The sequence below is a fragment of the Vibrio splendidus genome, assembly GCF_003345295.1.
Taxonomy (GTDB): Bacteria; Pseudomonadota; Gammaproteobacteria; order Enterobacterales; family Vibrionaceae; genus Vibrio; species Vibrio splendidus_K.
In genome coordinates this window covers 3,053,985-3,074,509 of record NZ_CP031055.1, presented here as the reverse complement: position 1 = coordinate 3,074,509, position 20,525 = coordinate 3,053,985, and the positions used below count along the sequence as shown (strand labels likewise).

Below are 20,525 nucleotides of genomic sequence, written 5' to 3'. Positions count from 1 at the left end.
GAACTTACTTGTTGCCTAGCTGCAACTCCAGTTATTTTGAGTATTGGTTCTATAAGAATTTAAGAGAATACACAATGACACATCCAACATGGCAACTAGATTTAGAAACTGGTGCGTTAGTGCTTACTCCATGTCCAGGTACCAAAGGTGCTGACTTAGATGCATCTCTAGCGCAACTGAAAGCACAAGGCGTGGAAGCGATTGTGACAGCTCTAGACAGTGAAGAACTGGCGAGCAAGAACGTATCTGAGCTAGGCGAGAAAGCGCAAGCACTAGGCATGCAGTGGTTCCAAATCGAAATCGAAGACGATTGTGCGCCAGGTGCTGATTTTGCTGCGAAGTGGCAAGTGGCTAGCCCTGAGCTACATAACATCGTTGATAACGGCGGCAAGGTAGCGATGCACTGTATGGGCGGTTCTGGTCGCACTGGTTTACTCGCTGCACACCTATTGCTAGAAAAGAACTGGGATCTGAGCAAGATTGTTCAAGAAGTACAATCACTTCGTCCGGGCGCATTTACTAAGCCTATTCAGGTTGAATACATTAATGGCGTAGCGAACAGCTAATAAGCCATTGTTGTTATACAAGGAGCTTTTGATATCTGGAGTGTTGAACTCATCATGATCCAAAAGCTCTTTTTGTTTAGATTGCAGAGATAGCGTTATGTTTTCAAATCTAAGTAAGAGCGTTCGCCAATACATGTTGGTGACTTTCAACTACTGGAACTTCACCATTACTGATGGTGCACTTCGTATGCTGGTGGTTCTGTATTTTTACGACCTTGGCTACAGTTCACTAGAAATCGCCTCACTGTTCCTTTTCTATGAATTCTTTGGTGTGGTGACCAACCTAATCGGTGGCTGGTTAGGGGCGCGTCTTGGGCTCAATAAGACCATGAACATCGGGTTAGGGATGCAAGTCGTCGCCTTGGGTATGCTCGCGGTGCCAAGCGCAATGTTGACTATTCCTTGGGTCATGGCGGCGCAGGCGTTGTCTGGTATTGCTAAAGACCTCAATAAGATGAGTGCCAAGAGCTCAATCAAAACCTTGGTTCCGGATGAGCAGCAGGGTGCGCTTTATAAGTGGATTGCGATTCTGACCGGATCTAAGAATGCACTGAAAGGTGCTGGGTTCTTTATTGGTGGTTTGCTGCTTTCTACAATTGGTTTCCAATATGCAGTGCTTGCGATGGCTGCTGTACTGACATTAGTGTTCATCGGCAGCTTGGTGAGCTTAGAAGCGGACATGGGTAAAGCGAAAACTAAACCTAAATTCAAACAGATCTTCTCTAAGTCTGAATCCATCAACATCCTATCTGCTGCGCGTATGTTCCTGTTTGGTGCTCGTGATGTGTGGTTTGTGATTGCTTTGCCGATTTACCTAGGCAGCGTGTTTGGATGGGATCACTCATGGGTGGGTGGCTTCTTAGCGGTTTGGACCATCGCATATGGCTTTGTGCAGGGCATTGCACCTAAGATTACTGGTAAAGCACAAGGCAAGGTGCCTGATGGACATGCAGCGCTATTATGGGCGTTGGCGTTGGCTATCGTGACTGCAGGTATTGCCTATGCGGTGCAAATTGGCTGGCAACCCGAGTTCGTTATTATCGGTGGCTTGATGGTGTTTGGTGCCATCTTTGCGGTGAATTCATCGCTGCACTCATACCTTATTGTGAGTTATGCGAAAGGCGATGGCGTTTCTCTTGATGTCGGTTTCTATTACATGGCAAATGCAATGGGCCGTTTGATTGGCACTATCTTGTCAGGGTTGGTATTCCAAATGGCCGGTTTGTCTGCGTGTCTGTGGGTATCTTTTGCGTTCTTAGCGATAACGACGGTGATCTCTCTGCGTTTACCTAAAGTGCCGCAAATCTCAGCGGCATAAGCTTCAACCGCATGAGCCTCATTTGTAAGAGTGAAAGTCGCATAAGCTTAAGCCGCACGAGCTAAATTCGCGATAAGCCTCTCCTTTAACAGTAAGCTGACTTGGTATTTATTCCGGTCAGCTTTTTTATTGCTATAGTAGAATGATTGAATATTAATCAGGTATTTACATGAAGCAGCGAATTCTCTTTTTTGATTTAGCACGATGTGTCGCGGCCATAGCAGTTATCGCGATTCATGTTTTGGCGCCTTATCGGAATGAATTAGGCACCATTCCTTTCGGTGAGTGGCTGACCGCCATTACGGTGAACGGTTTCAGTCGTTGGGCGGTGCCGGTGTTCATCTTGATTACTGGTGCTCTGATGCTGAGTGATCAGCGCCCGTTTGACGCTAAGTACTACCTCAAGCGTCGTCTGGGTAAGGTGCTGATCCCTTTCATTGTCTGGTCGCTGTTCTATACCTACCTATCGGGTTGGTCTGCGATGGGCTTTGATGCTGAAGTTAGTTGGGATGTGCTACTCAATAGCTATCATCACTATACCTACTATCACCTTGGCTTCTTTTATTACTTTATCCCACTCTACTTTGTGATTCCTTTTTTACAGATCATGGTCAGAAAGTACGGTGATAGATCGGTCTATGCCTTTACGGCGGTATGGTTGTTCACTACGTTATTGTTCTTATTGAAAATCGATGGCCCTTGGAGCCATGAATTGTGGTTGTACACCGGCTACTTACCATTGGGTTACTTGCTGTATAAGATTGTGCCACTTAACAAGATGACCGTCGGCGTGAGTGTGTTACTTGGTGGGTTAGCGTTACTGACCACGGTTTACATGGTGGTTGATGCAAGCTTGGTAGCAGAAGAGTACACAGTAGGGCGTTGGTTATCTTACAAGACGTTGAATACCGTATTAGCGGCGAGCATGGTGTTCATGGTGTGCCGTTACTATGGTGAAGGTTTGTCTGAGAAGAGCAATCAAGTGGTTGGTTTTATCAGTAAACACAGCTTAGGTATTTATCTGCTGCACCCGATTTTCTTGTGGCCAATGAAAGAGTTCGGTTGGTACCAAGGACACCCTGCTTGGGTTATTCCATTATGGATCGTGATCAGCGGAGCTGGCGCGTTATGGATGAGCTGGTTGGTCTCTAAGTCAGAGAGAACGCGTTGGTTATTGCCTTAGCGGTGGGTGCTAAGGCTTTCTGATGGATTGCTTAGAAGAGAAAGTTGAGGCGGCTAGGGTTAGCGCTTCAACGCAAAGTGTAAGAACTTATCGCCTTTGTAGGTTAAGGTTCCTTTGTCGCCAGGGTTAAGGGCGTGGAAGTAGTGGATGCCGACTTGGAATTCTCGTTTTGGACCAACGACACCACGTTGAACGTAAATCCAGTACTCTTGATCTTCTTGGCCAGGTTCTGCGTCAGGAAGGTCGATGGATTGTTTGTCTAACACCGTGACATTCACTTTCTTTTCTGGCGCATTTTCACCTTGCGAGTGTTTTCGATAGAAACCAATAAATACCCAAGCCGCTAGACCAGCAAGTGCAAAGATGGCAAAAAAGAGTGAATTAGGCATATAACCTCCATGTAGTCGTGATGGTTATTCTAGTCTTTCAAGCAATAGGGATATGTGTTTAAAGCTGTTATTCGTGAACTGTTGTAAGCCAAGCTGATTATTTTTCGGCAGACATCACATTTAGTGGCTTGTTTGGGATAAAGCATTGTTATTTATTGTCTCTTTCTCACGTAAATATCAGTAAATTTGTATAAAAATAAGGGAATGCTCGACTAGAATTATAGTGTGGAGTGGGAGGGCCAAGATGACCGATATTGAAAAAGTGGTGACAAGAACTCGCAATATAGAGAAGTTATTGAGGCTTCAATATCATGCCGAAGGCGAAGGATTGCATGAGCTTGTAACAAGCTGTGAAGAAAGGCTACCGCACGATATGGTGAGCAAGCTGCGTTATATCGCAACGTGTCGTAATAAGGTAGTCAATGAACATGAGGCTAAGTTGGAAGACCAACATAAGTTCATCATGATGTGTAACGACTGTGAGAAGGAGCTGACTCCACGTAGTGGTCGTTTTATCTGGCGAGTTGCGATCTTACTGATGATGGCAATGACTTTAGCAGCCGCGGGTTTCTATTATGCGAACTGGGATGTGCTAACACTGCATCTGTTTTCGAAGTGAAAAAATTGAACAAAAAAGGGACGCTCATGGCGTCCCTTTTTTTATTTGTAACTTGCTTAGTACATCATCGGTAGTGTCATTAGACCTACAACTACCGCGATCATTACAAGTCCTTGTCTTTGCGAAGATGAAATCATAACACTACTCCTAAATTTGGTTGTCTCTCGCTATGTTTTAAAGAATAGCACTACTTATAGGTTTAGATCAAGAATTACTTTCGAAAGCTTTAAAAGTAGTAGAAAACTATTGGTTTTTGGCTTGTTTGGGTGTGTTTAACTGTGTCTTTTGGTGTGTTCTTATTTTATACGTTGTGCTTCATGTTTATCCATTTTTGATTTAAGTTATTGTTTTGTAATGGTCATTTTGTGTAATTTATATTGTTAAAGGTTGTTAAACTGTATTAATAGGGGTTGGTGGTTTCTGGCTTTGATTTTGTTCCGTTTTAAATTTTTCGGATTGATTTTTGTAGGAATTTTTACAGAGGACTTGAAAAAACCTGACAAAGTTGGGTTTTAAGAAAGCAAGCCACTTACTTTGTAAGTCTAGAGTGATGTGGTGTTTTCATTCCCCTATTAATTCTGGGTTTGTTTGTTTAAGTTATTGTTATAATTGACCTTAAGTGCGGTGTTTTTTAAATTTTCAAGTGTGGTATTTGATGATATATGGGGGTTTTATAAGGAGTCTATAGGTTAGAAGTGACTAAAATTCAAGTCTGGACGCTCTAATGCCAATTTAAATAAGTTTGTCGATGAATCGCTCTAGTTTTAAAAGAATAGCCATAGTCATCATAGTAATTGTTACGACTTCAATCTAAAGAGGCTCTTTTTAGTGGAAGCGTAATCAAGATCCAATTTTGAGGGGCTGAGGCTTTACATCAACACTCGTGTGCCTAGACTGGCGACGATTTAAAGCAATGGGGCAAATGGTATGTGGAGTTGGTTGGCGGTTTCCTTATCTGGTATCGGAGCAATAGCAGGAACGAAACATGGACATATCGGTCAGGCCTTAGTGTACAAGGTGTTTACCTTTGTTTTGTTGGCGGTAGTGGCGGTCACTCAATCGATCGTTGCTGAATATACTTATTGGATTGTCGCTGGCTTAGCTATCTCGGCTGTGGCTGATGTTCTACATACGGTGACTCAAAAACGACCACTTCATTTTGTCTGTTTTTTATTGGCTCAACTTTGTTATAGCAAGGCATTTTGGTTACAGCTATCAGGAGAAATGGTCTGGTGGTTGTTCGCGCTTCTATTAGCGGCTTGTGTCGTTGCTTTCTTCTTACTTCTGCCTCGCTTAGACAAACTCGTCTTTCCTGTGGTTATCATGGGTATCGTGCTTATTCAGCTTGCATGGGCTTCTGGTGAGCTCTGGTTGCTTGATCCTCAATTGTCACATGCGGTTGGTTTTGCTGGCTGTAGCGTGTTACTACTTTCGGCCCTGGCGTATGCGCTAAATTTCTATCGTAGCCCAATTAAGGGTGCCTACTTTTGGGTGACGGGCAGTTACTTTCTCGCGCACGCTCTCATTGTTGCTTCCCTTACCATTTAGGGTAGAGCTCGCTTAACTCTGAGCTACATCAAAGCAGCTAAGATGAAAGTAGGTACTCTACGTCTACTTCATTAAACATGAGATAGAGTTATGACTACCGAAATTCATGCACACAACGTTTTAAACCTACTGAGTGAAAAGCCCCTGACTCGTGAAGAGTTGACGCAAGAGCTCGCTCAAACTTACGGCGCAGAAGCTCGCTTCCATACGTGTAAGCTAAATGGTCTGGATTTGGATGGCTTGCTGAAATTTTTCCTGAAGATGGAAAAGGTCGTGGTTATTGATGACAAACTTTGCACCAATCGCGAACGTGTGTGTAACCACTAATCTCGAGTAACAACTGGTTTTTTGAGCCTTTTGACTTTTATATAAGATGAGTGGATGCGATGTTTTCGGCTCCACTCTTTAAATTATCTCTTCTAGCTTTCTATCTGCTCTCGCAAAATTCCCTTCTAATTACGTAAGTTAATCCTTTTATTACTGCGTTCGAAAATCAATGTTGAGGCTGCTATACTCCGCGCACTTACGCTTTTCGAGACAAACTTATGGAAATTTTATCTGCAGCGACCATGCTGTTTCTTATTATGGATCCGCTTGGCAATCTACCAATCGTGCTCTCTATCCTTAAGCATATTGATCCGAAGCGTCGCCGTATTGTTCTTGTTCGTGAACTGATGTTTGCGCTGATTATCCTGCTGTTGTTCTTGTTTGCCGGTCAAAGCATCATGAACTTCCTGCACGTGCAGCCTGAAACCTTGAGCATTTCTGGCGGTATTATTCTGTTCATCATCGCGATTAAGATGATTTTCCCAAGTGCGGGCAGTATTACCGGCCTAGCGGCGGGTGAAGAACCGTTTATCGTGCCGATGGCGATCCCTATGATTGCAGGCCCGTCGGTGATTGCTGCATTGATTCTGTTGTCGACACAGCACCCTGACAACATGTTAGAGCTTTCAGGCGCAGTGATGCTGGCTTGGGGCGCGACCTTCTTTATTCTGATGTTTAATGGTTTCTTCCTGCGAGTGCTGGGTGAGCGAGGCCTTAAAGCCATCGAACGCTTGATGGGCTTGTTGTTGGTTATGTTGTCGACGCAAATGTTCCTAGATGGTGTAAAAGGCTACATGGGCTAACATCAGTATCATTGCTGAATAAAAAAAACGCCGCTCAAATGAGCGGCGTTTTTGTATCTGAGCTTAAGTTTTATTACATCATGTGTTTGCGTCTGATATCGAGGAGAGCAAAGACTCCGAAAATCAATATTGACCACTTCTCCCAACGTGACATTTCGATCTTATCGCCAAAAGCACCGATGAAAATCAGCATCTGCAGGCCGTGCATGAAGAACAAGAATGCTGTCATGATATAAAGCGCAATCGCAGCATTACCTGGGAATGGGTAGAAAATATTTACGATTAAGATAAACCAAACAAAGGCGATGGCTACTTTTGCTAGTGGAAGTAAGAACTTCATTCAATAACTCCTATTCTTCAGTGGTTCGATTAAACAGTCGGTAGCTAGACTGGCCAGTGGTCTTATCGCGATGCAATTCCCAGTTCTCTGGCATAGCCTCAAGCTGCAGCTCTTTTTCTGTCTCTACGTAAATGATGGCGTTGTCTGCCAACCAGCCATTGCTCTCAAGCAGTTGTACAGTTTCTGCAAGTAAGCCTTTACGAAATGGTGGATCTAGGAAAACCATATCGTAAGGAGTACCTGGCTTCTTAAGGAAAGAGATAGCATCAGTATTCACGACACTGATGTTGTCTGCTTTGAGCTCTTTCGCGTTATCAGAAAGCTGTTTGGCTGCCTTTTGATTCATTTCGAGCAGTGTCACCATTTTTGCTTGGCGAGAAGCTGCTTCAAAACCTAGACCGCCAGAACCGGCAAATACATCCAAGCAAGTTGAATGTGGGATATCTTGAGCCACCCAGTTAAAGAGTGTCTCTTTTACTCGGTCAATGGTTGGGCGTAATCCTTCTAAATCATGAACAGGCAGCTTTCTACCTCTCCATGAGCCACTAATAATTCGAACAAAGCCTCCGGATGGCTTTTTTTGTGATGTGTTTTGCTGGCGACGTCTTACCATAGATTTTTTGACCGCTAATAAAGTGATACTATACCGAGCCCAATTTAAGTGGGTTCGAGTATTAAATAAATTTGCAATGACAAAGTGTATCAAGCTAAAAGCAAACTTATCACTGCTTTGTCATTTTTCTTTACTATTCGTTTGTACAAGCTTGTATTGTATAACAATAGCAAAGAGTCGACGTGTATTAAGTCAATACAGCTAATTAGTAGATCTAGGAAACTCCTCTGATGACGGAAAAAAAGAAGCGCGGATTATTATCGTGGCTTGGTTTTGGTGACGAAGAACAAAGCCCAAAAACTCAGAATGAAGCGAACGTAGAAAACGTTGAAGATCAAACTGAAGTTGAATCACAAGTCGAGGTTGAACAAGCCGAGTCTGAACTAGAGGTAACTACGCCAGTTGAATCTAAGCCAGTTGATTCAGAGCAAGCGCTTGAAGAGATTCAGCAAGAGCAGCAGCCTGTCGTAGCAGAAGCAGAAGCAGAAGCAGAAGCAGAAGCAGAACAGGAAGATGTTGCTGTTCCTCAAGCTCAGGTTGAAGAAGTTCAAGATAAGCCGACAGAAAGTTTCTTTGCGCGCCTTAAGCGTAGTCTTAGCCGCACTAAAGCAAACATCGGTGCTGGCTTCTTTGGCTTGTTCAAGGGTAAACAAATCGATGAAGATCTGTTTGAAGAACTAGAAGAGCAACTTCTGATTGCAGACGTGGGTATGAATACCACGGTTAAGATCATTGAAAATCTGACAGAAAAAGCATCTCGTAATGACCTAAAAGACGGTGAAGCTCTATATGGTCTGCTCAAAGAAGAGATGGCGGATATCTTAAGCCAAGTGGAACAGCCATTGGTTGTTGATACGACTAAAACACCTTACGTTATTTTAATGGTTGGTGTGAACGGTGTCGGTAAGACAACCACCATCGGTAAGCTGGCTAAACAATTCCAAAGTGAAGGCAAGAAAGTGATGTTGGCGGCGGGTGATACCTTCCGTGCGGCAGCGGTTGAACAACTTCAGGTTTGGGGCCAACGTAATAATGTTCCTGTGATCGCTCAGCACACAGGTGCCGATAGCGCGTCTGTTATCTACGATGCCATTGAAGCGGCGAAAGCGCGTGGTGTTGATGTTGTGATTGCCGATACTGCAGGTCGTTTGCAGAACAAGAGTAACTTGATGGAAGAGCTGCGTAAGATTGTTCGTGTAATGAAGAAGATTGATGACTCTGCACCGCACGAAATCATGTTAACGCTCGATGCAGGTACCGGTCAGAATGCTATCAGCCAAGCGAAGCTGTTCAGTGACGTGGCACCAGTAACGGGTATTACGCTCACTAAGCTAGATGGTACGGCGAAAGGCGGCGTGATTTTCTCAATTGCTGACCAGTTCCAGATTCCAATCCGCTACATTGGTGTGGGTGAAGGCATTGATGACCTGCGTCCATTTGAGTCTAAAGACTTTATTGAAGCACTATTTAGCCGCGAAGAGTAACGCGAGTAGCAAAGTGGTTTATCCTTAACCTGCTACCGTTTTAAATTTGATATGAGTGATCGTAAGAGGAATTTTCGGTGATCAAATTTCAGCAAGTGAGTAAAGCCTACCGAGGTGGGCGACAAGCGCTCCAAAAAGTAGATTTTCATCTTAAACGTGGAGAGATGGCTTTTTTGGGTGGTCACTCTGGCGCTGGTAAAAGTACCTTGCTGAAGTTGATCTGCGCCATCGAGCGTCCAACTGACGGACGTGTTTGGTTTAACGATCACGATATCACTCGTATCCCAGCTAAAGACATTCCCTTCTTACGTCGTAACATCGGGATTGTCTTTCAAGACCATCGCCTACTGATGGATCGCTCGATTTTTGATAACGTTGCTCTGCCTATGCGCATTGAATCTATTTCTGAAAACGAAATAAAACGCCGAGTCAGTGCTGCGTTGGATAAAACCGGCTTACTAGACAAAGCCCGTTGTTTGCCAAGCCAGCTTTCTGGTGGTGAGCAGCAACGCGTGGGTATCGCTCGCGCTGTGGTTAACCGTCCAACTCTGCTTTTAGCGGATGAGCCGACCGGTAACCTCGATCCTGAATTATCTAACCGTGTATTACGTTTGTTTGAAGAATTCAACCGCGCAGGTGTCACGATCATCCTAGCGACTCACGATATCGGGTTAGTGAACACTCGCCCTCAGTACCGTCATCTTGAGTTAAACCAAGGCTTTTTGAGTGAGGTTGAAGATTATGGCCGCGAATAAGCGCATCAAGAAACCTCAATCCAATCGAGCAGCAAACCGGGCTTCAAGCGACGGTTTCTTTGTTGTTCATTGGAAACAAGCTAAGTCATCGTTCTCGCAAATGTGGCAACGTCCGTTGGGCAACTTGTTGACCCTTGCGGTGATCTCAATGGCTTTGGCGATGCCAGCTTGTTTGTACCTACTGGGCAAGAACGTTGGTGAAGTGGCTCAAGATGTCACCAGCCCGTCACAAATAAGTGCTTATGTAGAGGATGGTATTCCTGAGCCGAGAGTAATGGTGCTTAAGGATGAAATTGAAAGTTGGGAGCAAGTCGAGCTGGTGGAATACATTTCACCGCAACAAGGGCTTGCGGATCTAAGCCAATATTCTGGTTTTGAAGATGCCCTGACTAGCCTAGATGACTATTCATTGCCTGGTGTGTTGGTGATTACGCCAAGCGTACACAGTGATGTCTTAATCAAAGAATTAGCAAGCAACGTTAAAAAGCAAGATCTAGTGACCGATGTTCGTTTAGACGAAGATTGGTTAGCTCGATTAGATGCGATCAAAGCATTAGCTGCGGTAATCGTGATTACTCTAACGGTATTGATGTTGGGCGCGGTATTTTTGATTATTGGCAATACATTACGCTTTAATGTGTTGGCGCATAAAGACGAGATTCAAACCATGAAGCTGATTGGTGCTACTGACAGCTACATTCTTCGACCATACCTTTATGCTGGGATGTGGTTTGGTGTTTTAGGTTCGATTAGTGCTTGGGTAATGACGGCATTGATTACCGTATTGCTCAACAGTGCAGTGGATGATTTGGCTCAGCTTTATGATAGCCATTTCCGCTTAATTGGCCTGAGTTGGGATGAATCTTTATTACTTTTGATCGTCGGAACCCTGCTTGGTAGTGTGGCTGCGAAGCTTTCTGCACAGCGTCACCTAAAAGAAATTGAACCAGTTTAGGTGAATAGAGTCATATTTATACGAAAAATAGGCAGTTCTTAACCAGTTTTTGCCTTGTATAGACGAATTGATTATGCATAATTACTCCCCCCTCCTTGAAACCTGTTCATTTTAGGTTCAAGATTGTCGGGTTTTAATAGATGTATTACTCCAGATCAGAGATTGATGAGGAACCGAATGGCAAACCAAGCGTATCAAATGGCTTTAGTCACACAAGATAGTTTAGATAGCTATATCCGCTCAGCGAACAGCTACCCTATGCTGACTCCTGAAGAGGAACGTGGACTTGCAGAGCGATTACATTACAAAGGTGAGATCGACGCTGCGAAAGGCTTGATCCTTTCCCACCTAAGATTCGTGGTGCACGTTGCAAGAGGCTACTCTGGCTACGGGCTACCAATGGCTGATCTCGTCCAAGAAGGTAACATCGGCTTGATGAAGGCTGTTAAGCGCTTCAATCCAGAAGTTGGTGTTCGTCTAGTCTCTTTTGCTGTTCACTGGATCAAAGCTGAGATTCATGAGTACGTTTTGCGTAACTGGCGTATCGTTAAGATCGCAACAACGAAAGCACAACGTAAATTGTTCTTTAACCTTCGTAAGTCTAAAAAGCGTTTAGGTTGGTTCAATAACGGCGAAGTTGAGACGGTTGCACGTGAGTTGGGTGTTGAGCCTTCAGAAGTTCGTGAGATGGAATCACGTTTAGCGGCACAAGATGCTACGTTTGAAGCTCCGATGGATGACGATGACGGTGGTTCTGCTTACACGGCTCCAGTTTACTACCTAGAAGACAAAGCGTCAGACGTTGCAGAAACGGTTGAAGCGGCTAACTGGGAATCTCATACCAACAATCGCCTAGGACTCGCATTGAAGAGCTTAGACGAACGCAGCCAGCACATTGTGCGCTCACGTTGGTTAGATGATAATAAGTCGACACTACAAGACTTAGCGGATACCTACAGCATTTCTGCAGAGCGTGTTCGCCAGTTAGAAAAGAATGCGATGAAGAAATTGAAACAAGCCGTTGGCGATTTCTAATAGCATCTAGTTTCTATCTAATAGTAGAGCTAACAAATAGCTGAATTTTGAAAAGGCCGAGATCGAGAGATCTCGGCCTTTTTGTTTTGGATCGATTTCTCAATTTTTGCGATCGAAATTTGCAAAGTGATTTTGTGGATAACTCTGTGAGAAGTTTATTCGTCAGCTGTCTAAAAGCAGGGTGTAGTAAGGCTTTGAAGGGGTTTTTCGAGTGGGGATATGTTTCAGTTAACCCACAGCTAGATCAGGATCATTACTACATGTTGTGGATCCATTTTTAAAAAAGCACTTTATTCACGCAATTCACAGGTTTATCCACAAATGGTGTAAAAGTGATCGCTGGTGGATAACCTTATTAAGTGGATGTGATTGTTAGCCTTGGGATAGGTTACAATGGCAGCAAAGTAAATCAGTATAAAAGAGAAAGTCATGGACCAGTTTAAACATATTGATGTTAAAGGTGCTCAAGCCCTTATTGAACAAGGCGAAGCTCGACTTGTCGATATACGTGACCCGCAGTCTTTTGCGGTAGCTCACTCAAAAACCGCTTACCATCTTACTAACGATACCATGGTGTCGTTCATGGATGAGGTTGAGTTCGAACAGCCAATCTTAGTGATGTGTTATCACGGTATTAGTAGCCAAGGTGCGGCACAATATTTAGTGAACCAAGGCTTTGAAGAGGTATATAGTGTTGATGGTGGATTTGAAGCTTGGCATCGTGCTGAACTTCCAGTGATCGCGGGTTAATAGCCTTTATCACTTGAACCGCTTCAAGCATCTCTCATAGCATGAATAGGAAGTAACAATGATTAGATTGATGGTGTTAGACAATCCACGTCTTGCTCAAGCGTTTATTGATTATATGGCCTCTCGTCAGATCCCTATTCAGATGTCACCTGAGGGAGAAGGGCGTTTTGCTCTTTGGCTTCTTGATGGTCAATATCAGGTTGAAACCGAGGCTGAGCTCAATCGTTTCCTATCGGAACCCAATCATAAACGCTATCAAGCAGCGTCTTGGGACATGGCAGAGACCAGAAAGAGCAACTTTCATTATCACACGCCAAGTTTTATGAGCATGATAAAAGCCAAAGCGGGCCCAGTTACACTCAGCCTGATGTTGGTGTGTGTGGTGATTTTTGCACTGCAGCAAGTCGGTTTTGGTCAAGCTATTTTCAACGCCCTACATTTCCCTGCGGTTGACGGACAACAATGGCAGTTGTGGCGTTGGTTAAGCCATGCTGTTCTGCACTTCTCTGTTATGCATATCGCATTTAATATTTTGTGGTGGTGGCAGTTAGGTGGAGACATTGAAAAAAAACTAGGCAGCCTCAAGCTACTTCAGATCTTTGCTGTCTCTTCTGCGCTTTCAGGTGCTGGGCAGTACTGGGTTGAAGGGGCGAATTTCGGTGGTTTGTCTGGTGTTGTGTATGCCTTGGTTGGCTATTTATGGGTGGTGGGTGCAAAAGCCCCTCAGCTTGGTTTAGGCATTCCAAGACAGATCGTCGGCTTTATGTTGGTGTGGCTAGTGCTTGGGTACATGCAACCGTTCATGGCCATTGCAAACACCGCTCATTTGGCTGGCCTAGCCGCTGGTGTCATTATTGGTTGGATTGATGCTATGAAAGCACCGAGTTCAGCACGAAGCGAGTAGATGTTTTTTGGCAGTAGCTAAATAATAGAGACAACAAAGCGGCCAGATGAGCCGCTTTTTTATTTGGATTCGTTTTTACATCATTATTACTGATAAAGGTATTTGGTAAACAGTAGGTCAGCAATGAGGGTTTTGCCTGTTTCAGGAAGCAATACCTTGTTGAGATGTTCAACTAAGGTTTTTCTTAAATCTTCACGACCAGATAGAGACTTAATGGTTTCTTCGTTTTGTTTACCGAGCAATTCAATCACAGCATCACGAATCAGTGGTTGGTGGTGCTCAATGGCTGCCAAGTCGTTACTATTCGCAACCATAATATCGAGGCGAACCTGAATGTAGCCCAGTTTTTTACCTTTAGTGTAAAAATTGGTGGTCAGGTCAGGCTCTAGCGTGAAGTAGGCTAGTTTGGGTGCCGATTCCTCTTCAGCGAAACTTGATGCTGAAAAGAGTAGGGTAATCGCAAGAAATATTTGGGCTACATAACGTTTGTGCATATTTGTGACTTTTCTTTAGTTTATTCGCGATATTCGAAACGCATTAGTCTTGTTACAATGAGCGGTCTAAATCTAAATACGTTTACAATTCGAAGAACGCTTTAATTTTGTTCGAAAGTTGAAGCTTTATTGTACGTGTAAAGTCACCTATTGAATACTAGTATGAATCAGCCAATATCGCTGTATCTTAATTCGTTAATGAATGTAGATTGGCAAAGTACAGAAACATTTGATTTTCCTAATAAAATCACCAGAGAGTGGCTTTTGGAGCAAGGTTCTCTTTCCCGCAAGTTGGGCAAGAGCTGTCAGCACCTGTCTGTTGAGTTGCTTCATAATCAAGTTGTAGAACGCTCAATGCTACAACAGGACGAGGAACTTCTTTTATCATCGTTTGATTGCTTACTGCGTAAAGTAATTTTGAAGGGTGATGATGAGCCGTGGGTGTTAGGGCGAACCTTGATTCCTCGAGTCACATTAGAAGATCATCAGCACTCTGACCTTTCTCAACAAGGTAATGTCCCACTTGGTTTAACCGTGTTCAGCGCTGAGAACGTGGAGCGAGATGCGCTGCAAGTCGGTTGGGTTATCGCAGGCGATGAGCGACTGCTCGCGCGTCGTTCTCGATTATGGATGAACCATAAACCGATGCTTGTGGCAGAACTGTTTTTGCCAACATCACCCATTTACTCTAAGGAGAGTGTGTAAATGTTTGCCACCAAAGCGAAGGCGTATTGGCAATTAACGCGAATGAATCGCCCGATTGGTACCCTGTTACTCCTTTGGCCGACCTTATGGTCGCTGATTATCGCCGCGAAAGGTATGCCTGATTTTGATGTCTTGGTTGTTTTCGTACTCGGCGTGGTATTGATGCGTTCAGCTGGCTGTGTGATCAATGATTTTGCTGACCGTAAAGTGGATGGCCATGTAAAACGCACCAAGCAGCGTCCATTACCTTCCGGTTTGGTTTCCAGTAAGGAAGCTATTCTGCTCTTTTTAGTGCTAGCCATGGTTTCGTTCTTGCTGGTGCTAACCATGAATCCGCTGACGATTAAGCTTTCTGTTATCGGTGTTGGCTTAGCCTTCATTTATCCTTTTATGAAGCGTTTTACGCACCTTCCACAGTTGTTCCTCGGCTTAGCGTTTAGTTGGGCAATCCCAATGGCTTGGGCGGCGCAAACTAATGAGCTACCTAGTGTGGTCTGGTTTATTTTCATTATCAATGCGCTGTGGACGATTGCCTACGACACGCAATATGCAATGGTTGACCGAGATGATGACTTAAAAATTGGCATCAAATCGACGGCTATTCTATTTGGTCGTTTCGACAAGCTTATCGTTGGCTTCTTACAGCTAGTGACACTGGCGATGTTAATAGCGTTAGGCATGCATTACCAATTAGGAGATACCTTTTATTGGGCACTGCTGGTTGCGGGGGCTTGTTTGTGTATCAACAACATCTGATGCGCCACCGTGATCGAGATTTATGTTTCCAAGCTTTCCTAAACAACAATTATGTTGGAATGGCAGTGACAGCAGGCTTATTCATCACCTTCTGGTAAGCACGAGTTTTTTGCAAAACTAACGCTCAATAAAAAGGCACCCAATGGGTGCCTTTTTTGATCGTGTTCAGTCTAGTGATTAAAGCAATTGCTAACCAAGCGATTACTCTGCTTGGTGGATACTCTCTTGAATCGTCAGACGGACCTCTGGGTAAAGCATTGAGTAAAGAAGCTTAGCGAATTGCTGAGTCTTTTCTAAATCGCAGTTACCATCGTTATCCAAATATTGCTGCTGTTTCAAAGTTGCGAACATCGACGCAAACACACCTTTATCGAAGAACTCTGGTGCATTAATGCCTTGTAGACGTCCCAGTCGTTGTGCGATGTCTTGGCTCTTCTGCTCAAGATCAGATTTATCCAGATCAGGGTTCTCTGCCAATAGGTTCAGAGCAATAGAGTAGCGCTGTAGCGTTTCTGAAATCGTACGGCCTAACAGCATCAGTGCTTGGCTGTTTGACTGGTTGATGGTGACTTGGTTGTCCGAAACCACAAGCATACCTTGGCCAACAAGCTCTTCAATGATGTTCGCCACCACGCTTTCAAGCTGATCTTCGTCGTAGCTTAAGAACAACTCTTTCTTCAAGAACGGGTAGATAGCAGCAACGTTCTCTTGAATCGTGTCAATGGTTAGGCCGTGCTGACGAATGGTCATCTGAGCAATTAATGATGGTAGAGCAAACAAATGAATGATGTTATTACGGTAGTAGGTCATCAGAATTGACTGGTGACGGTCTAGCGAAATGATGTCGCCCATTGAGTCTGATTCAATTAGGAACTTGTTCAGCGATTCAGCGTGTTTTACCAGATCTTCAGCGCTGTCTTTTGGTACCGTAAATGTATCAGAGTAAGGTACGTTCTTAAGCAGAGATAGGTAACAGTTGATCTGAGAAACCAAAGAATCACGAGACAATGCACGCTGTCTTGAAGCCAGTAACGCCGTTGCACAAAGTGTTAGTGCGTTGGTCGCTGCCGCATCGTTAATGTGTGTCATCATTTTGGTTGCTAGGTCATTAACCACTGGATTCATCCATTGTGGCTTGCTGGTTCCCATTGGATCGATATCTTTAGTCCACTCTGGAGCGTGCTCGTTCAGATATTGGTTAAGCTGAATCGGCTCACCAAAGTTCACGTAGCCTTTACCAAAATTGCGCAGTTTACGGAGCGTACGAATCACTAGGCTCGCATTTTCTTTTTCTTTGCGCTTACCGCGAAGTTCTTTTGCGTAGGTCGCCACTTCCATTACGTGCTCATAGCCGATGTACACAGGTACTAACGTCACTGGACGGTTCATGCCGCGCAGCATAGCCTGAATAGTCATCGCCAACATGCCGGTTTTAGCTTGTAGTAGGCGACCTGTACGAGAGCGACCACCTTCACTGAAATACTCGACCGAGTAACCTTTGGCGAACAATTCCGCCAGATATTCACGGAAAATAGTCGAGTACAGCTTGTTGCCTTTGAAGCTACGACGAATAAAGAACGCACCACCATGACGGAAAATAGGACCGGCAGGGAAGAAGTTCAGATTGATACCCGCAGCGATATGCGGTGGCACCATGCCTTCGTGGTAAAGCACGTAAGAAAGCAGTAAGTAATCCATGTGACTACGATGACAAGGCACATAAACAATCTCGTGACCATCTTGAGCTAGCTTACGAACGGTTGAAGCGTTGCTGATATGCAGGCCTTGATACAACTTATTCCACAACCAACCAAGAATCTTCTCACCGCGTTTGATTAGCGAGTAAGAGAAGTTCGCAGCAATCTCGTCCATGATGTCTTGAGCTTCTTTGCTCGCTTTCTCGATCGAGATGTTCTTTGCTTGTGCTTCATCTTCAATCGCTTTCTTGATCGCTTCAGATTTTAGTAGGCGGTCAAACAGAGCTTGGCGACTTGGCAGGTTAGGACCTGATGCCGCCAATTTTTGGCGAGAAAAGTGAATACGTGCTACGCGCGCCAGTTTGTGTGCGATGGTGTTGTCGGTGCCGTGTGAGTTAGCCATGTAACGTAGAGAAACCACAGGACTAAAGCGAACCAAGCAGTCACGACCTGCCAGTAATACCGCTTTTGATTTCTCTAAGCCGTTCATTGCTTGTAGGTAAGGTTTCTGGTTATTCTCTTTACCTGGTTTACGACCCCACAATACAGTGGCAGGGATAACTTGAACGTCGAGATCAGAGTCTTCAGCATGCAGTGAAAGCAGCTCAGAGAAGACTTCAATTGATGAGCTTGGTACATAATCATCGTCTTGCAGTAGAGTTTTGCGAGAAGAGATAAAAACGTAGCGTTGCAGTGATTTGCCATTGATTTCAAGCTTGCTCAACGGATCAGGTAACCCTAATTCAAGTGCATGTTTTTGCAATGTAAGAATGTCTACACTTGAGCGAAATGGTAAGGCGTATACAATCGGTTTGCTCAAATCAATGTTCAAATCCTCAACAGGGTTTGAAGGAATTGATGTGCCCTTTACCAATACGGATAAAGGTAGCTTCATTAATGAACGTGAAAAAGATTGTCCAGAAGACATATAGGTTCACTGCCTCAATAGTTATTTCAATGTGCTCAAGCGTATCTCTATTTCTATGATGAAAAGGATAAATCCTGTGAGTGAAATAGGGATAAGCCTAGGCGTAAATTTAATCGATGCAAGAATACCAGAAACTGGTCTAACCTTTTAATGGAAATAGTCATATTGCCGTTAAGTTTGTGGAAAATCATTCATCGACTGATTGAGTATAGGGTTAAAAATGACCAAAAATTCAAACACCGGATTCAAACGTATCGTGAAAGCGGCGGGCTTTTCATGGCAAGGCATCACGAGCTCGTTTAAAAACGAGGCGGCATTTCGACAAGAAGTATTCATGGCCGCAGTGCTTATTCCGTTGGCGTTTTACTTAGATGTAAGCCAAGTTGAGAGAATCTTGATGATTTCAGCCGTCGTGTTGGTGATGGTTGTCGAGTTGATCAATACCGCGATTGAAGCGGTCGTTGACCGAATCGGTAGTGAACATCATGAGCTTTCTGGGATGGCGAAAGATGTTGGCTCAGCTGCAGTTTTTATCTGTTTAGTATTAGCGGGTTACGTGTGGCTAGAGATCTTGTTTTTGTAATTCGCTAAAAATGAACTAAAAACAACCAATTGCTTTGCTTTTGTTCAGTTACTGGATATACTCACAGTCAACTGTATAAAAAGACAGGTGAATCATGAAGCCGTTAACGCCCCGCCAGCAACAAGTTTTTGACCTTATCAAAAGTAAGATCGAAGATTTCGGTATGCCACCGACACGTGCAGAAATCGCGCGCGAACTTGGCTTCCGTTCTGCTAATGCTGCAGAAGAACATTTAAAAGCTCTTGCTCGTAAAGAAGCGATTGAGATTATCCCGGGTGCGTCTCGTGGTATTCGTATTTTGCTTGAAGATGCAGCGAATGAAGAGCAAGGTTTACCACTAATCGGTCAGGTTGCCGCTGGTGAGCCTATTTTGGCTCAAGAGCATGTAGAAATGCATTATCAAGTTGATCCAGGCATGTTTAAACCACAAGCTGACTTCTTACTTCGTGTAAATGGCGAAAGTATGAAAGACATCGGTATTATGGACGGTGATCTATTAGCTGTTCATAAAACACAAGATGTCCGCGATGGTCAGGTTGTCGTGGCTCGTGTCGATGATGATGTAACGGTAAAACGCCTAGAACGTAAAGGTTCAACGGTGCTGTTACACGCTGAAAATGAAGAGTTTTCTCCAATCCATGTCGATCTAGAATCTCAACACTTGTCTATTGAAGGGCTGGCTGTTGGTATTATCCGCAACACTGACTGGATGTAATCAGTACAAACAGCTTATTGATATTTATTCTCAATAACTTGTTATTGTAATTGATATTCATTATCATCTTCTTTGTCGAGATACAAGGAAGATGATGATGCCAAATCCAACCAAACCTCAAATAAAGCCGCTTATTCCTAAGCCGCGCTCTTCTGTTCAAAAGGCTCCTTTTGATCAAGGGTCTGCACATCAGGAATTCCAAGTTCCGACGGATCTCGTTCAACATCTTTGGTTTCGCAGCCGCGAAAGCCTTGCCGATGACGGCCTAGTCTATGACCCTATCGCAGCTCAAGCCTGCAAGCGCTGCCAATTAGCACCAGAATGTCTTACTGGTGAACTCGACCAACAACAACTTCTCTACGCAACATTGACTCAGCTTTGTGACTCTCAAGTTCAACAATTTCTATCTCATAACCCAGATGCTTGGATTATCAATGTTGGGGCAGGCCTCGATACTCGTTTCTACCGTTTAGATAATGGCCGCTGTCATTGGGTTGAATTGGATGTAACTGAAAATCTAGTTTGGCGCCAACGCCTGTTCCACAAGAATGAACGCTACCGTTTGGAGTGTGGTTCGGTTGACGATCTGACTTGGTTGGATGAGCTCAACATCCCAGAACAAGCCTCAGTGATGGTGGTGTGCGAACATGCTTTGCTTGATTGCAATGAACAACAAACCGCATATTTTATTCAGTCATTGAGTCGTTACTTTACTCATGCACACGCGTGTTTAGTGTTAGCTGGAGACAAAAGCTCTAGTGCTCTTGGGCAAAAGCTTGGTTCAGGAAAATATGCACATGGCTTATCTTCTCCAGTAGACAGTGTTCTTAATTGGCTGCCATGGGCGCAATGGGTAAAAGCGTTTTCTCCACTTGATCAACAATGCAATCGTTGGAAATTGTGGCAGCGATTACTGTGTAAGATCTCTCAGGTCAAAAAGCGCTTAACGCCACAGTTGGTGCTTGTTAAGTGGTAGTGCTAGCGACTTTGTTTGCAGGTAGCTGAATAGAAGTATCAAGATAAGTAAAACCCCACAACATAGTGAAAGCCCACCCACT

22 protein-coding genes and 1 pseudogene are annotated in these 20,525 nt (G+C 44.1%); 18 read left to right on the top strand and 5 right to left on the bottom strand.

Features of this window, described 5'->3' with window-relative positions; genetic code table 11:
• Window positions 1–74: 74 nt before the first annotated feature.
• The 3 genes from DUN60_RS13780 (at window position 75) to DUN60_RS13765 (ending at window position 3,067) form a co-directional block, all read left to right on the top strand.
• Complete coding sequence (locus tag DUN60_RS13780; protein ID WP_114634110.1) at window positions 75–566, top strand: cyclin-dependent kinase inhibitor 3 family protein; 492 nt, start codon at window positions 75–77, stop codon at window positions 564–566.
• 97 nt (window positions 567–663) lie between these two features.
• On the top strand, window positions 664–1,884 hold the full coding sequence (gene arsJ, locus DUN60_RS13770) for an organoarsenical effux MFS transporter ArsJ (RefSeq protein ID WP_108118488.1): 1,221 nt from the start codon (window positions 664–666) through the stop codon (window positions 1,882–1,884).
• Between the two features lie 169 nt (window positions 1,885–2,053).
• A complete protein-coding gene (locus tag DUN60_RS13765; protein ID WP_114634109.1) occupies window positions 2,054–3,067 on the top strand; it encodes an acyltransferase in 1,014 nt (337 codons plus the stop codon).
• A gap of 59 nt (window positions 3,068–3,126) precedes the next feature.
• Here the strand turns inward: DUN60_RS13765 and DUN60_RS13760 are convergent, their stop codons facing one another.
• Window positions 3,127–3,456, bottom strand: coding sequence for a DUF2500 domain-containing protein (locus tag DUN60_RS13760; protein WP_114634108.1), 330 nt, complete (start codon window positions 3,454–3,456; stop codon window positions 3,127–3,129).
• Window positions 3,457–3,700: 244 nt separating this feature from the next.
• On the opposite strand from DUN60_RS13760, the gene DUN60_RS13755 reads away from it, so the two are divergent.
• The 4 genes from DUN60_RS13755 to DUN60_RS13735 all read left to right on the top strand — a co-directional run bounded on the left by DUN60_RS13755 (window position 3,701) and on the right by DUN60_RS13735 (window position 6,753).
• Window positions 3,701–4,075 (top strand): hypothetical protein, encoded by a 375-nt coding sequence (locus DUN60_RS13755; RefSeq protein WP_004736595.1) that lies wholly within the window; start codon window positions 3,701–3,703, stop codon window positions 4,073–4,075.
• Between the two features lie 927 nt (window positions 4,076–5,002).
• Window positions 5,003–5,623, top strand: a complete 621-nt coding sequence (locus DUN60_RS13745) for a lysoplasmalogenase (RefSeq protein ID WP_054548363.1) — start codon at window positions 5,003–5,005, stop codon at window positions 5,621–5,623.
• A gap of 90 nt (window positions 5,624–5,713) precedes the next feature.
• Window positions 5,714–5,950 (top strand): YecH family metal-binding protein, encoded by a 237-nt coding sequence (locus DUN60_RS13740; protein ID WP_017061034.1) that lies wholly within the window; start codon window positions 5,714–5,716, stop codon window positions 5,948–5,950.
• Between the two features lie 218 nt (window positions 5,951–6,168).
• Window positions 6,169–6,753 carry a YhgN family NAAT transporter gene (locus DUN60_RS13735; protein WP_009848232.1) on the top strand — a complete coding sequence of 195 codons (585 nt, stop codon included), beginning with the start codon at window positions 6,169–6,171 and terminating at the stop codon, window positions 6,751–6,753.
• A 73-nt stretch (window positions 6,754–6,826) separates the two neighbouring features.
• Here the strand turns inward: DUN60_RS13735 and DUN60_RS13730 are convergent, their stop codons facing one another.
• On the bottom strand, window positions 6,827–7,093 hold the full coding sequence (locus DUN60_RS13730; protein ID WP_004736590.1) for a DUF1145 domain-containing protein: 267 nt from the start codon (window positions 7,091–7,093) through the stop codon (window positions 6,827–6,829).
• Between the two features lie 10 nt (window positions 7,094–7,103).
• Window positions 7,104–7,706 (bottom strand): 16S rRNA (guanine(966)-N(2))-methyltransferase RsmD, encoded by a 603-nt coding sequence (rsmD, locus tag DUN60_RS13725; protein WP_016796095.1) that lies wholly within the window; start codon window positions 7,704–7,706, stop codon window positions 7,104–7,106.
• A 230-nt stretch (window positions 7,707–7,936) separates the two neighbouring features.
• Here rsmD and ftsY point away from each other — a divergent pair, with 230 nt between their 5' ends.
• The 6 genes from ftsY to glpG all read left to right on the top strand — a co-directional run bounded on the left by ftsY (window position 7,937) and on the right by glpG (window position 13,589).
• Window positions 7,937–9,190 carry a signal recognition particle-docking protein FtsY gene (gene ftsY / locus DUN60_RS13720; RefSeq protein WP_114634107.1) on the top strand — a complete coding sequence of 418 codons (1,254 nt, stop codon included), beginning with the start codon at window positions 7,937–7,939 and terminating at the stop codon, window positions 9,188–9,190.
• A gap of 77 nt (window positions 9,191–9,267) precedes the next feature.
• Window positions 9,268–9,945: a cell division ATP-binding protein FtsE gene (gene ftsE / locus DUN60_RS13715; RefSeq protein ID WP_004736585.1), complete on the top strand. Its 678-nt coding sequence runs from the start codon at window positions 9,268–9,270 to the stop codon at window positions 9,943–9,945.
• A complete protein-coding gene (ftsX, locus tag DUN60_RS13710) occupies window positions 9,932–10,900 on the top strand; it encodes a permease-like cell division protein FtsX (RefSeq protein WP_114634106.1) in 969 nt (322 codons plus the stop codon). Before ftsE ends, ftsX begins: the two co-directional genes overlap by 14 nt.
• Window positions 10,901–11,077: 177 nt before the next feature.
• Window positions 11,078–11,935 (top strand): RNA polymerase sigma factor RpoH, encoded by an 858-nt coding sequence (rpoH, locus tag DUN60_RS13705; protein ID WP_026012297.1) that lies wholly within the window; start codon window positions 11,078–11,080, stop codon window positions 11,933–11,935.
• A gap of 429 nt (window positions 11,936–12,364) precedes the next feature.
• Window positions 12,365–12,685 (top strand): thiosulfate sulfurtransferase GlpE, encoded by a 321-nt coding sequence (glpE, locus tag DUN60_RS13695; protein WP_004736711.1) that lies wholly within the window; start codon window positions 12,365–12,367, stop codon window positions 12,683–12,685.
• Window positions 12,686–12,743: 58 nt separating this feature from the next.
• Window positions 12,744–13,589: a rhomboid family intramembrane serine protease GlpG gene (gene glpG / locus DUN60_RS13690; protein ID WP_114634105.1), complete on the top strand. Its 846-nt coding sequence runs from the start codon at window positions 12,744–12,746 to the stop codon at window positions 13,587–13,589.
• Window positions 13,590–13,675: 86 nt separating this feature from the next.
• Here glpG and DUN60_RS13685 read toward each other — a convergent pair whose 3' ends face one another.
• Window positions 13,676–14,083, bottom strand: a complete 408-nt coding sequence (locus DUN60_RS13685; RefSeq protein ID WP_004736708.1) for a flagellar basal body-associated protein FliL — start codon at window positions 14,081–14,083, stop codon at window positions 13,676–13,678.
• Between the two features lie 162 nt (window positions 14,084–14,245).
• Here DUN60_RS13685 and DUN60_RS13680 point away from each other — a divergent pair, with 162 nt between their 5' ends.
• Window positions 14,246–14,788 (top strand): chorismate lyase, encoded by a 543-nt coding sequence (locus DUN60_RS13680; protein WP_004736706.1) that lies wholly within the window; start codon window positions 14,246–14,248, stop codon window positions 14,786–14,788.
• Window positions 14,789–15,642 (top strand): annotated as a pseudogene (gene ubiA, locus DUN60_RS13675) (4-hydroxybenzoate octaprenyltransferase).
• Between the two features lie 103 nt (window positions 15,643–15,745).
• On the opposite strand, the gene plsB reads toward ubiA, so the two are convergent.
• Window positions 15,746–18,169, bottom strand: a complete 2,424-nt coding sequence (gene plsB, locus DUN60_RS13670; RefSeq protein ID WP_004736704.1) for a glycerol-3-phosphate 1-O-acyltransferase PlsB — start codon at window positions 18,167–18,169, stop codon at window positions 15,746–15,748.
• Between the two features lie 220 nt (window positions 18,170–18,389).
• On the opposite strand from plsB, the gene DUN60_RS13665 reads away from it, so the two are divergent.
• The 3 genes from DUN60_RS13665 to DUN60_RS13650 all read left to right on the top strand — a co-directional run bounded on the left by DUN60_RS13665 (window position 18,390) and on the right by DUN60_RS13650 (window position 20,443).
• Window positions 18,390–18,752, top strand: coding sequence for a diacylglycerol kinase (locus DUN60_RS13665; protein ID WP_114634104.1), 363 nt, complete (start codon window positions 18,390–18,392; stop codon window positions 18,750–18,752).
• 94 nt (window positions 18,753–18,846) lie between these two features.
• Window positions 18,847–19,467 carry a transcriptional repressor LexA gene (lexA, locus tag DUN60_RS13655; RefSeq protein ID WP_004736702.1) on the top strand — a complete coding sequence of 207 codons (621 nt, stop codon included), beginning with the start codon at window positions 18,847–18,849 and terminating at the stop codon, window positions 19,465–19,467.
• Window positions 19,468–19,564: 97 nt separating this feature from the next.
• Window positions 19,565–20,443, top strand: a complete 879-nt coding sequence (locus DUN60_RS13650; RefSeq protein ID WP_029404910.1) for a class I SAM-dependent methyltransferase — start codon at window positions 19,565–19,567, stop codon at window positions 20,441–20,443.
• The last annotated feature ends 82 nt before the right edge of the window (window positions 20,444–20,525 follow it).

Coding starts and splice junctions, on each gene's coding strand:
- DUN60_RS13765 (WP_114634109.1), top strand. CDS start 2,054: ATGAAGCAGCGAATTCTCTTTTTTGATTTAGCACGATGTGTCGCGGCC.
- rpoH (WP_026012297.1), top strand. CDS start 11,078: ATGGCAAACCAAGCGTATCAAATGGCTTTAGTCACACAAGATAGTTTA.
- DUN60_RS13755 (WP_004736595.1), top strand. CDS start 3,701: ATGACCGATATTGAAAAAGTGGTGACAAGAACTCGCAATATAGAGAAG.
- DUN60_RS13680 (WP_004736706.1), top strand. CDS start 14,246: ATGAATCAGCCAATATCGCTGTATCTTAATTCGTTAATGAATGTAGAT.
- lexA (WP_004736702.1), top strand. CDS start 18,847: ATGAAGCCGTTAACGCCCCGCCAGCAACAAGTTTTTGACCTTATCAAA.
- DUN60_RS13760 (WP_114634108.1), bottom strand. CDS start 3,456: ATGCCTAATTCACTCTTTTTTGCCATCTTTGCACTTGCTGGTCTAGCG.
- DUN60_RS13745 (WP_054548363.1), top strand. CDS start 5,003: ATGTGGAGTTGGTTGGCGGTTTCCTTATCTGGTATCGGAGCAATAGCA.
- DUN60_RS13650 (WP_029404910.1), top strand. CDS start 19,565: ATGCCAAATCCAACCAAACCTCAAATAAAGCCGCTTATTCCTAAGCCG.
- plsB (WP_004736704.1), bottom strand. CDS start 18,169: ATGTCTTCTGGACAATCTTTTTCACGTTCATTAATGAAGCTACCTTTA.
- glpE (WP_004736711.1), top strand. CDS start 12,365: ATGGACCAGTTTAAACATATTGATGTTAAAGGTGCTCAAGCCCTTATT.
- DUN60_RS13780 (WP_114634110.1), top strand. CDS start 75: ATGACACATCCAACATGGCAACTAGATTTAGAAACTGGTGCGTTAGTG.
- DUN60_RS13730 (WP_004736590.1), bottom strand. CDS start 7,093: ATGAAGTTCTTACTTCCACTAGCAAAAGTAGCCATCGCCTTTGTTTGG.
- DUN60_RS13685 (WP_004736708.1), bottom strand. CDS start 14,083: ATGCACAAACGTTATGTAGCCCAAATATTTCTTGCGATTACCCTACTC.
- ftsY (WP_114634107.1), top strand. CDS start 7,937: ATGACGGAAAAAAAGAAGCGCGGATTATTATCGTGGCTTGGTTTTGGT.
- ftsX (WP_114634106.1), top strand. CDS start 9,932: ATGGCCGCGAATAAGCGCATCAAGAAACCTCAATCCAATCGAGCAGCA.
- glpG (WP_114634105.1), top strand. CDS start 12,744: ATGATTAGATTGATGGTGTTAGACAATCCACGTCTTGCTCAAGCGTTT.
- DUN60_RS13665 (WP_114634104.1), top strand. CDS start 18,390: ATGACCAAAAATTCAAACACCGGATTCAAACGTATCGTGAAAGCGGCG.
- DUN60_RS13735 (WP_009848232.1), top strand. CDS start 6,169: ATGGAAATTTTATCTGCAGCGACCATGCTGTTTCTTATTATGGATCCG.
- DUN60_RS13740 (WP_017061034.1), top strand. CDS start 5,714: ATGACTACCGAAATTCATGCACACAACGTTTTAAACCTACTGAGTGAA.
- arsJ (WP_108118488.1), top strand. CDS start 664: ATGTTTTCAAATCTAAGTAAGAGCGTTCGCCAATACATGTTGGTGACT.
- rsmD (WP_016796095.1), bottom strand. CDS start 7,706: ATGGTAAGACGTCGCCAGCAAAACACATCACAAAAAAAGCCATCCGGA.